The organism is Pontimicrobium sp. MEBiC01747 (assembly GCF_053601635.1).
The window spans coordinates 1-11,605 of the sequence record NZ_JBSHNS010000182.1 but is presented as its reverse complement, the minus strand read 5'-3'; the positions used below and the strand labels follow the sequence as shown (position 1 = coordinate 11,605).

The following is an 11,605-nucleotide window of genomic DNA, read 5'->3' as shown; positions in this document are numbered from 1 at the left end:
ATTTAATATAGGCGCTCTAGCTGGAAGCCTAGGAACAGACCCTTTAATTAATTCGTTTTTTAATGCGCTACAAACCGATTACTTTAACTTTATCCCAACTGTTAGTGCTTTAGCTCTGGAAAATGATGGGGATATAGATTGGTTTCACATTCCTAATAATTTAACAACATCATCACTTACAGTTAACAACATTACGCCTTTTGACGCATGGTATATGCCAGATAATAATGAAGAACACGTAACTTTAACTAACGCCAATGTAAATTTTGCTTTAGATGAAATTATAATACGATCTAGCTTGGCGGCTAAAGTCTATTTACAAGGCTCTTTATTAGGTAGTACAGATAATTTAATGAGAGATGATTTACGTACTGCAGGTATTTTACCAACAACAAGCCCTTTTAGCGATGCATTAACTTTTGATGCTGCTCTGCTAACAACAACAGGCAATGATGCTATTGTAGACTGGGTTTTTGTGGAACTTAGAGATGCAACTAATAATACTAATGTAATTGCTAGCCAATCTGCATTAGTTCAAAGAGATGGAGATATTGTAAATACAGATGGAAGTTTCAACCTTCCTTTTAACAATATTCCAGCCAACAACTACTATGTAGCTATAAAGCATAAAAACCATTTAGGTATTATGTCTAACTCAACAATTCCTTTATCGAGAATTACTACCGCTGTAGATTTTACAGATGCAACTAATCAAATTACGTTTGGTACAGATGCGCAAACTACGTTTGGTACACCAGCAAATACAGTTGCTATGTGGGCTGGAGATACAAATGGTGATGGCCGTTTAAACTACTTAGGGGGACTTAGCGACATTCCTAACATTAGAAGTCAAGTGTTCAACGACCCCAATAATTCAGTTTTTGGCGGACCTCCCGTTGCAACTTATGGGTCTTTAGGTTACAATAATACAGACGCAAATAGAGATGGTGTAAGCTATTATTCTGGAGGAGCAAGCGATGTATTGATAGTACGAAATAATATTTTCAACAACCCATCTAACTCAGTCTTTGGTGGGCCTCCTGTAGCTACTTTTATTTTTACACAACAATTACCAGAAGGCGCTAATAATTAATAGAATTAAGAAATAATAAAAAGCAGCTAATAGCTGCTTTTTATTATTTCTTATATTTTAGAGGCAAATGCACGACTTTTTTAGTCTCATAAAAATCCTCTGTATAAAAATCGCTTAAATTATATAGTGTAGTCGATTTGTAATCTTTTAATTCCTCACTTAAGTCACCACCCTTTAAATATAGTATTCCGTTTTTTAAGTCGTGATTGCTTGTTTTTTTCACCTTACCTTTAACCCAATGTACAAAAGTAGGCATGGCTGCAACCGCTCTGCTTACAATAAAGTCGTAAGTTTCGTCTACCTCTTCTACCCTTGTATGTGTTGTTTTAACATTTTTTAGTCCTAAACCCTCAACAACTTCATTAACAACTTTAAGTTTTTTTGCGATACTATCTACTAAATGAAATTGACATTCTGGAAACAAAATTGCTAATGGCACACCAGGAAAGCCCCCACCTGTACCAACATCCATTATACTACTCCCATTTTTAAACTCAACAACTTTGGCTATAGCTAATGAATGTAATACATGTCTTATATATAATTCATCTATATCTTTTCTTGATACTACATTAATTTTAAGGTTCCAATCTTGGTATAACGCCTCTAATCTTGAGAATTTCTCTATTTGATCTTTAGTAAGATTAGGAAAGTATTTTAAGATGAGTTCCATAGTTGTAAAATTTTTGCAAAAGTATAAATTTTATAGTCATAATTTTATGATTTTGAATATTAGTTAAGATGCTTTAATTAATTATATTTGCCCCAAAATATGATTTCTGAAATTTAAACGTTATCATATTAAAAAAAGCATATTATGACAGAACAATCATTATCATTTTCAAGAACAGATTCTGCTAAGTTCTTTAGAACATTAAATAAACGAGTAAATTCTTACTTTAAAGACAACAATATTAAACGTACTGGAAACTGGAAATTATGGGTAAAAACAGTTATCATGTTTTCCATATTTTTAACACCGTACTTTTTATTATTAACATTAGATATGCCAGGTTGGGCAAAATTACTATTAACTGTTGTTATGGGAATTGGTATGGCTGGAGTAGGCATGAATGTTATGCACGACGGTAATCATGGCTCTTTCTCTAACAAAACATGGATTAACCGTTTAATGGGAAGCAGCATATATATTTTAGCAGGAAATGTATACAATTGGAAAGTACAACACAATGTACTACACCACACATACACTAATATTCATGGTCATGATGAAGATTTAGAAGCTGGTCGTATTCTACGTTTTTCAAAGCATACAAAATGGCATTGGCACCATAAATTTCAACACTATTATTCTATATTATTATATGGATTACTAACAATAAACTGGGCAATTACAACAGATTTCCAGCAAATGAAACGCTACATGAAACGTAAATTATCTTACGGTGAGTTCCCTAATCCTGTTGCAAACTGGAGTAAGCTTGTAATTTCAAAACTAATTTACATAGCAATGTGGATTGTATTACCAATGTTAATTTTAGACGAAGCTTGGTGGAAAATTCTATTAGGGTTCTTTATCATGCACTATACAGCTGGTTTAATTTTAAGTGTTGTATTTCAATTAGCTCATGTTATGGAAGAGGCAGAAATGCCTTTACCAGCAGAAAATGGCACTATGAAAAACACTTGGGCTATACACCAACTTAAAACGACTGTTAATTTTGGTCGTAAAAGCAAAATTGCAAACTGGTTTACTGGTGGTTTAAACCATCAAGTAGAACACCATATCTTCCCTCATATTAGCCATATTCATTATGGTAAAATAGCAGAAATTGTAAAAGCAACAGCACTAGAATTTAACTTACCATACAACGAATATAAAACTACACGTAAAGCCATTGCTGCCCATTTTAGATATTTACGCGAAATGGGAATGAAGCCTGCTTTACAAGCTTAACAACACAATTAATGAGTCAACAACTTTCAGAACGCATTTTAAACATGGCCACTTCTGCAACTTTAGCTATGGCAGCTAAAGCCAGAGAATTAAGAGGTGAAGGCAAAGACATTATCGGATTAAGTTTAGGAGAACCAGATTTTAACACTCCAGATTTTATTAAAGATGCTGCCATACAAGCAGTAAACGATGATTATAATTCGTACACACCTGTAGATGGTTATGGCGAATTAAAAGAGGCTATAATAACTAAGTTTAAACGTGATAACGGGTTAGAGTATACCTTACCACAAATTGTTGTCTCAACTGGAGCCAAACAATCGCTATATAATGTAGCAATGGTTATGCTAAACAAAGGAGACGAGGTTGTTGTACCTTGCCCATACTGGGTAAGTTATAGTGATATTGTTAAAGTAGCAGGAGGTGTACCCGTAGAAGTAAAAACATCTATTGATACCGACTTTAAAATGACAGCAGATCAACTTGAAGCTGCTATTACACCAAAAACAAAAATGCTTTGGTTTAGTTCTCCATGCAACCCAAGCGGCTCTTTATACAGTAAAGAAGAATTAGAAGCTTTAGCAAACGTAATAAAGAAATATCCAAATATTTATGTTGTTTCCGATGAGATATACGAACATATAAATTATACAGGAAAGCCTCATGCTAGCATGGCAGGTGTAGAAGGTATGCAAGACCGCACTATTACTGTAAATGGTGTTTCTAAAGCCTTTGCAATGACAGGTTGGAGAATAGGTTTTATTGGCGCACCAGATTGGATTGCTCGTGCCTGCAATAAAATGCAAGGGCAAGTTACTAGTGGCGCAAATTGTATTGCACAACGCGCAGTAATAACAGCTTTAAATGCAGATCCTAGTGTTGTAAAATATATGATAGACGAGTTTAAAATACGTCGTGATTTAGTACTCGATTTACTTAATAACATAGAAGGTTTTAAAACCAATACACCAGAGGGTGCCTTTTATGTATTTCCAGATATTTCTCATTTCTTCGGAAAAACATTACGCGGAAAAACTATAAATAATGCTACCGATTTTTCTTTATATTTATTAGAAGAAGCACTTGTAGCAACTGTTACTGGTGATGCTTTTGGAAACCCAAATTGCATAAGAATATCTTATGCCGCATCGCAAGAACAAATTATAGAAGCAATAAAAAGAATTAAAGCAGTTGTTAGTTAAAACAACCTCAATACATACATAACATAAAAAAATCCGCAAAATAATATTTTGCGGATTTTTTTATGTTATGTATAGTAGTAGCGAAATCACAGCGATTACAAAAATAATTAGTAAAGTGATTTCTTTTATACGACGTTTTCTATGCTCTAATTGCATGCGCTTTTTTATACCTAATAACTGTTTAACTGTCGCTTTTGGAAGGTTATATTCTGTTTTATGTTCTCCAGAACCGCTTAATGTATTTTTCAACCTATTACGCTTAGACAATAACACTCTATTAGCTTTAATTGTAGCAATAGCATTTTGTACAACTCCAAAACTCATACGTTAAGTAAAATAAATTAAAACAGACACAATACTTACCAAGGAAATAACTAGTAATAAAAGCTGTTTTACTCTGCGTTGTTTATTCTCCTTTTGCATTCGCATTTTAATCTCCTGTAATTTCTCAGGAGTTGCTTTTGGTAAATTGTATTCTGTTTTTTCATTAGAATTAGTAACAAAACTAATCCCTTTAGATTTTCGTTTAGATCTTAAGTTTTTATTATTACGTATAGCATGTATTGCCGCCATCATTGCGCCTTCTCCTCCCATAATTTCTAGATTTTAAAGTGAAACAAATATAATTTTGGAATAGAAAACCTATATCAGGAGTAGGTTTCCTAACTCCTAATTAATATTCCAATAAAAAAGCGGCTTTATATAATATGTAGTATAAATTATAAAAATGTTACACTTTTAAGAAAGCATATAAATACGTGGTGGTTTTTAAATTAATTAAAAGCTATTAATAAACCGACTACAAATATGGCTACTTTAAGCGCTCCAACTACTGCATAGCCCGTATTATATTGTTTGCTTTTTATGCGTTGTTTAATACTAAATAATGATGTTTTTTTTAAAGCTTCAAAATTATACTGTGCAATAGCCTTATATTTTGAATTTAAAATACCTGAAGGTGAATTATGATTAAATACGTGTTGTTGATAAAAAGATTCGGCGTTTTGAGATATTACTAATGATTTCATAATGATTGATGTTATGTGGTTATATTATTATAACGACTAAGCCATAAAAATGTAACACATTAGTTTTAATTTATAACACTAAAAAATAGCAAAACACTACTAAAAACAAAGCTTTTTGAATACTAAAAAAAATATAGAATTACCTGTTTCTCCAGAAAAAAGGTGTCAATAATATTAAAACAGTAAATAACTCCAGTCTACCAATAAGCATTAAAAACGATGCCCACCATTTACCAATTGCCGGTAGTCCAGAATAATTATTTACAGGGCCAAAGTCTCCAAGAGCTGGTCCAACATTACCTAAACTAGACGCCGCTAAACCTATTGCAGATTCAAAATCTATTTGCATCATAGAAAATACTAGAGCGCCAACAATAAAAGATAACATGTACAAAATAAAAAAGCCTAATATATTAAATACAATATCTCCAGAAACTGCTCTTTTATTATAACGCACAGGTAATACAGCGTTTGGGTGTAATGTACGTTTAAATTCTAAAAACCCATTTTTTATAGTTATTAAATGTCGTACTACTTTTACTCCTCCAGAAGTACTACCCGCAGACCCCCCTAAAAACATTAAACCAAAAAAGAATACTGTTAAAAAAGGTGTCCATAAAGTATAGTCTGCAGACACAAAACCTGTTGTTGTAATTATTGCTAATACTTGAAATAATGAATGACGAAATGCACTTTCTGCCTTCCCCCAAACCATTGGGTGTTCTACTGTAGAAGTGCTTAAATCTGCTCTAAAATAAATTATTAATGCCGCTATTATTGTAAATAATGCTATAAACTTAAAATACAGTTTAAACTCTTCATCATGTATAATTTTTTTTACTTTTCCTTTAAAAGCAAAATAACTCAATACAAAGTTTGTACCTGCTAAAAACATAAACAGGATAACAATATATTGTATAATCGGTTTATTATTCCAATACGCTAAACTCGCATTTTTTGTAGAAAATCCTCCTGTAGATAGCGTACACATAGAATGGTTGATAGCATCAAAAAAAGACATTCCAGCAACTTGTAACAAAATAGTTTCGGCAGCTGTATACCCAAAATAAATAAGCCATAAACGCTTTGCTGTATCTGTAATACGCGGGTGCAATTTATCGGCACTTGGTCCTGGAGCTTCTGCTGCAAATAACTGCATTCCTCCAATACCTAATAAGGGTAAAATGGCAACTGCTAAAACAATAATACCCATACCACCAATCCAATGCGTTAAACTCCTCCAAAACAAAACACCTTTAGGCACTGCTTCTATATCGTTTAAAATGGAAGCCCCTGTCGTTGTATATCCAGACATGGTTTCAAAAAAAGCTTCCGTTAACCCAGGTATTGCCTCTGTAAGTATATAGGGTAAAGACCCCGAAAGTGCCATAACAATCCACCCAAAAGAAACTATAATGTAGCCTTCGCGTTTATTCATTTCCTTTTTGTGCTCTCTTGTATAATACATTGCAAAAACACCTAATAGTAAAATGACGAGTCCAGATAAAGTTAACTCAAAGGTTACCCCATCTTTATATATTAAACTTACAAAGGCGGCCAAAAGCATAAAGCCACCGTTAAACAAGAGTAATAATCCAAAAAAGTGAAATATTATTTTATAGTTAAGTTTTAAGCGCTTACCCATGTTTATATTATAAAAATAATTTTTCTACTTGTTTTATAGATCGAGGTAAGCAACAGACTACTATATAATCTCCTTCCTCGATTTTAAATCCTCCTAAGGCAATAAGTCCTTCTCCATTTCTTATAACTCCACCTATTATTGCAGAGCGAGGAAATTCTATATCTTTTATAAGTTTATTAGAAATTTTAGAGGTTGGTTTTACTCTAAATTCTAGAAGTTCTGCATTCATATTATTCAGTTTCGTCATAGCAATAACTTCTCCTTTACGGATATATCTGAATATATTATTTGCAGCTAATAATTTTTTATTAATTAAAGTGTCAATACCTATAGATTGAGAGAGTTCAAAATAATCCATATTCTCAACCAATGCAATCGTTTTTCTAACCCCTTTAGATTTTGCAACTAAGCAAGACATAATGTTTGTTTCAGAGTTTCCTGTTACAGAAATAAAAGCATCCATATCATCTATACTCTCTTCATCTAAAAGCTCAACATTTCTTCCATCTCCATTAATAACCAATACATTTTCTAATTCATCAGCTAAATCGAAAGCAACCTCTTTGTCTTTTTCAATAAGCTTAACATTAAAATTCCTTGAGCTTAAATCTCTAGACGTTTTATATCCTATTTTACTTCCCCCAAGAATCATTACATCTTTAATAGGCTCATTAGTTTTACCTGTCATTTTACATAACTCTTCCCCTCCACCTTCACTGGTTATAAAAACAACTGTATCACCTTCTTTAAATTGGGTATCTCCCCTAGGTATTATAGTATATTGTGTACCAAAACGCTGTATTGCAATTGGTACAAAATGAATTTCTGAAAATAATTGTGCTGCTTCTTTTACAGATTTACCTACAAATGATGCTGTTCGTGATAAATTTAAACTTACCATTGTTAATGCACCATCTTCAAACTGATAACTATCTTTAAAAGCAGATTGGTTAAGTAATAATTCTATTTCTGAAGCAGCTAAAGATTCTGGTGAAATTAATTCATCTATTCCAAAACGCGTAAAACCTACCTCATCTTTATGTGTAATAAATTCTGTATTAGAGATTCTTGCAATTGTCCTCTTACTCCCTAACTGCTTAGCTAACACACATACTGTAATATTAGTTGTTTCAGAAGCCGTTACAGCTATTAGCAAATCGCTATTATTTACTTTAGCTTCCTTTAATATAGCTATAGAAGTTGCATCTCCTTTTAAAACTTTTATGTCTAGATGGTTTTCGGCATAAGCAAGACTGGCTTTATTTGTATCTATTAAAGTAATCTCTTGAGACTCATAAGATAATAGTTTAGCTAAATGAAAACCTACTTCTCCAGCTCCAGCAATAATTATTTTCATCTAATTTTCTGTTATTTTTAATAGTAAGAAAGGGAACCTAATATTCATTACTTGCGAATGGCGTAGGTTATAACATGAACAATTCATTCTTTTATTTAATGTAAAAAGGATAACAAAGATAGTTAAATTAACTATTTTAATCATAATTAATTATTTGTTTTAAAGTTTCTTAAATACATATACAGATTAAATATATCACACAAAAGCAACTAAAAACTACATAATAAACCTTATTTATCTAAATAGTGTATACTTTATTAAAAACATTGTAATTTTGTAAAAAATTAAATTTTGACAAAAGTAAAGCCTTATAAAAATAGCGACCTAGGTAAAAAAGAACAAGTTACCAAAATGTTTGACACTATTTCTAAAGATTACGATGGCTTAAATCGTGTTATCTCTTTTGGAATAGATATTAAATGGCGTAAAAAGGTTGTAAAAATTGTAAAAAAAGGACAGCCTGAATCTATATTAGATATCGCAACCGGAACTGGTGATTTAGCCATTAATTTAGCAGAAACCAATGCTAGTAAAATTGTTGGCTTGGATATTAGCCCTGGCATGCTTGAAATAGGTAAAGACAAAATAAAATCTAAAAAATTAGATTCTAGAATTGAAATGATTTTAGGTGATTCTGAAAACATGCCTTTTGAAGACAATACTTTCGATGCTATTACTGTTGCTTTCGGTGTTCGTAATTTTGAAACATTAGATAACGGGTTAAAAGAAATTCTTCGTGTGTTAAAACCTGGAGGTACTTTTGTTATTTTAGAAACTTCTATGCCAGATAAAACACCTTACAAACAAGGTTATAATTTTTATACAAAAAACATATTACCGTTAATAGGAAAAACGTTTTCTAAAGACAGAAGTGCCTATAAATATTTATGCGAATCGGCATCTGTTTTTCCTTATGGTGAAGCTTTAAACAATATTTTACGTAATATTGGGTTTATAAATGTTAAAGACTTGCCACAAACTTTTGGCGTGGCTACCATTTATACAGCATCAAAACAGTAATAATGAGACATATACTTATATTTTTTACCCTTTTATTTGTAGTGAATACTAGTTCAGCACAGCTTTTTACTAAAGAGAAAGTGCAGAACAACCAAAACATGGATAAAAAATTATTAAGCTGGGGCTATTACTTTGGGATTAATAATCTTGATTATAAGTTTGATTATAATGATAATAAAGGAGACATTACTAATGTAAAATCTGCAGGATTTAACGTAGGTTTAGTTGGAGATTTACGTGTAAATGATTTTATAAATATAAGATTAGAGCCTGGATTAGCCATAACAACCAGAACCTTAATGTATCCAGAAAATTATCTTGAAGGTGTTCCAGATACTAATGATTCAGATTTTTTAAGAGAAGTAAAATCGACTTACGTATATGTCCCTCTACTTTTAAGGCTATCTACTAAAAGACATAACAACTTTAAACCTTTTGTAACATTTGGGTTAGCTACATCTTTAAACTTATCTAGTAATGAAAAAAACCCTGATGATAATAGCAACGGTGAATTTAGAACCAAAAAAAATGTAATGTTTTACGATATTGGTTTTGGTATTGACTTTTACTTATACTGGTTTAAATTTACCCCTTCTATTCGTGGGGTATTTGCTATTAATGATGAATTGGTAAGAGATGCAGACCCTAACAGTCCTTGGACTAGTAATATTACCTCTATGAAAACTCGCGGCGTTTTTATAAACCTTACATTCAGGTAATTAATCAGAGTGTTTTTAGTTTTTATTATTTAACTTCTTTTAAATTCGCTCAACAAAATAGCAGTAGCAGTCGCTACATTTAGGCTTTCGGTAGCTTGTAAAGCACCAAAACGAGGAATAGCAATTCTTTTAGTTATTAAAGTCTCTATAGTTTTAGATATACCATTAGCTTCATTCCCCATCACCAAAACACCTGTGTTTGGTAATGTAGCACTATAAACATTATCTCCATCCATAAAAGCACCATAAACCGAAGTTTTAACTTCTTTTAAAAAATCTGCTAAGTTTACATACTTTATATTTACCCTAGTAATAGACCCCATAGTAGCTTGTATAACTTTAGGATTATAACAATCTACAGTGTCTTCACTACACACTAAATTATCGATACCAAACCAATCGCAAAGTCTAATAATAGTCCCCAGATTACCAGGATCTCTCACAGCATCTAAAGCCACAACTAACGTATTAAAATTAACAGCTTTTACCTCAGGAATTTCAAAGAGTGCTAGCGCTTTATTTGGTGTTGTTAAAAAACTTATTTTTTTTAATTCGTTTTCTGTTATTAAAGTTTCAAGATTGGCATCAATATTGAAAGGTGTTGTACTAAATACATGATTTAATGTTAATGAAGATTGTAAAAGCTCATTAATAACTTTTACGCCTTCAGCTACAAAAAGACCATCTTGTAATCTATACTTTTTTTGCTTTAAACGCGTTATTAGTTTTATTTGGTTTTTTGATAGCATTTAAAAAATGTATTTTTGAATCGGTAGTAATTCAAATTATAAAAAAACGAGAATTAGTACTATTAATTAATCATTTTAAGGTTTAGCTATTTGAAACAACAGCATTCAAAAATACTACTATTTATTATAATTATTAGTTTTTTCACAGCTTGTAATTCTGTGAAACGAGTGGCATCTGATGAGCACTTATTAACTAAAACGACAATTACTGTTAATGATGAAACGGTTAATAACGAAATAACTAATAATTTACTGTACCAAACACCTAATAAAAAACTTCCTTTTTTAAACCTTCCTTTAAGACTATACATCTACAATACGGCAAGACCTAATATAGATTCTATTTTAAACGCGAGATTAGAAAAAAATTCAAAAAAAAGAAAAAAGTTAGAGCGATTTTTATCTAAAAAACAGTTGGATAAATATTTAGAATCTAGAAAAAAGTTTAATAATTGGATTAAAAGAACTGGCGAAGCTCCTGTTATTGTTAACGATACACTTACCAAAAAATCTTTAAACCGTTTAGAAAGCTATTATTGGAACAATGGATGGTTTGATGTAAAACTATCTTCTCAAACCAAAAGAGACAGTAACCAAAGAGCTAGTGTAGATTACAAAATTGAAACGGGCAAACCCTATACAATAGACTCTCTTTCAACATCTATTGCCTCCCCTGTTGTAGATTCTATTTATAAAACAGCAGAAAAAGAATCATATATAAAATTAAAAGAACGATATAAAACACAATCTGTTTTAGCAGAAAAGGAACGCATTACAAACCTTATGCGTAACTCTGGTGTTTATCATTTTTCTCAAGATTATTTTTATTTTGAAGTAGATACTTTTGGAAAAACCAAAACGGTAAAAATTGACC

13 protein-coding genes are annotated in these 11,605 nt (G+C 31.5%); 6 read left to right on the top strand and 7 right to left on the bottom strand.

Features of this window, described 5'->3' with window-relative positions; genetic code table 11:
• Positions 1-1,093: hypothetical protein (locus ACVC2P_RS05805; protein ID WP_452597531.1), on the top strand; the 1,093-nt coding region annotated here is incomplete at its 5' end.
• Positions 1,094-1,136: 43 nt separating this feature from the next.
• Here the strand turns inward: ACVC2P_RS05805 and rsmG are convergent.
• A complete protein-coding gene (gene rsmG / locus ACVC2P_RS05800; RefSeq protein WP_452597530.1) occupies positions 1,137-1,766 on the bottom strand; it encodes a 16S rRNA (guanine(527)-N(7))-methyltransferase RsmG in 630 nt (209 codons plus the stop codon).
• A 144-nt stretch (positions 1,767-1,910) separates the two neighbouring features.
• Between rsmG and ACVC2P_RS05795 the strand changes: the two genes are divergently transcribed.
• Positions 1,911-3,011 carry a fatty acid desaturase family protein gene (locus tag ACVC2P_RS05795; RefSeq protein ID WP_452597529.1) on the top strand — a complete coding sequence of 367 codons (1,101 nt, stop codon included), beginning with the start codon at positions 1,911-1,913 and terminating at the stop codon, positions 3,009-3,011.
• Between the two features lie 11 nt (positions 3,012-3,022).
• Positions 3,023-4,213: a pyridoxal phosphate-dependent aminotransferase gene (locus tag ACVC2P_RS05790; RefSeq protein WP_452597528.1), complete on the top strand. Its 1,191-nt coding sequence runs from the start codon at positions 3,023-3,025 to the stop codon at positions 4,211-4,213.
• A 60-nt stretch (positions 4,214-4,273) separates the two neighbouring features.
• On the opposite strand, the gene ACVC2P_RS05785 is transcribed toward ACVC2P_RS05790, so the two are convergent.
• The 5 genes from ACVC2P_RS05785 to trkA form a co-directional block, all read right to left on the bottom strand.
• Complete coding sequence (locus ACVC2P_RS05785; RefSeq protein ID WP_452597527.1) at positions 4,274-4,537, bottom strand: hypothetical protein; 264 nt, start codon at positions 4,535-4,537, stop codon at positions 4,274-4,276.
• Between the two features lie 3 nt (positions 4,538-4,540).
• Positions 4,541-4,807 carry a hypothetical protein gene (locus ACVC2P_RS05780; protein ID WP_452597526.1) on the bottom strand — a complete coding sequence of 89 codons (267 nt, stop codon included), beginning with the start codon at positions 4,805-4,807 and terminating at the stop codon, positions 4,541-4,543.
• A 179-nt stretch (positions 4,808-4,986) separates the two neighbouring features.
• On the bottom strand, positions 4,987-5,241 hold the full coding sequence (locus tag ACVC2P_RS05775) for a hypothetical protein (RefSeq protein WP_452597525.1): 255 nt from the start codon (positions 5,239-5,241) through the stop codon (positions 4,987-4,989).
• Positions 5,242-5,380: 139 nt separating this feature from the next.
• Positions 5,381-6,886 carry a TrkH family potassium uptake protein gene (locus tag ACVC2P_RS05770; protein WP_452597524.1) on the bottom strand — a complete coding sequence of 502 codons (1,506 nt, stop codon included), beginning with the start codon at positions 6,884-6,886 and terminating at the stop codon, positions 5,381-5,383.
• A 7-nt stretch (positions 6,887-6,893) separates the two neighbouring features.
• Positions 6,894-8,243, bottom strand: a complete 1,350-nt coding sequence (gene trkA, locus ACVC2P_RS05765; protein WP_452597523.1) for a Trk system potassium transporter TrkA — start codon at positions 8,241-8,243, stop codon at positions 6,894-6,896.
• Positions 8,244-8,534: 291 nt separating this feature from the next.
• Between trkA and ubiE the strand changes: the two genes are divergently transcribed.
• Both ubiE and porT read left to right on the top strand, forming a co-directional pair.
• Positions 8,535-9,263, top strand: a complete 729-nt coding sequence (gene ubiE / locus ACVC2P_RS05760; protein WP_452597522.1) for a bifunctional demethylmenaquinone methyltransferase/2-methoxy-6-polyprenyl-1,4-benzoquinol methylase UbiE — start codon at positions 8,535-8,537, stop codon at positions 9,261-9,263.
• 2 nt (positions 9,264-9,265) lie between these two features.
• The gene (gene porT / locus ACVC2P_RS05755; RefSeq protein WP_452597521.1) at positions 9,266-9,982 is read left to right on the top strand and encodes a type IX secretion/gliding motility protein PorT/SprT; all 717 of its coding nucleotides are present in this window, start codon (positions 9,266-9,268) and stop codon (positions 9,980-9,982) included.
• A gap of 29 nt (positions 9,983-10,011) precedes the next feature.
• Here porT and ACVC2P_RS05750 read toward each other — a convergent pair whose 3' ends face one another.
• Complete coding sequence (locus ACVC2P_RS05750) at positions 10,012-10,731, bottom strand: TrmH family RNA methyltransferase (protein WP_452597520.1); 720 nt, start codon at positions 10,729-10,731, stop codon at positions 10,012-10,014.
• Between the two features lie 159 nt (positions 10,732-10,890).
• Between ACVC2P_RS05750 and ACVC2P_RS05745 the strand changes: the two genes are divergently transcribed.
• Positions 10,891-11,605: POTRA domain-containing protein (locus tag ACVC2P_RS05745; protein ID WP_452597519.1), on the top strand; the 715-nt coding region annotated here is incomplete at its 3' end.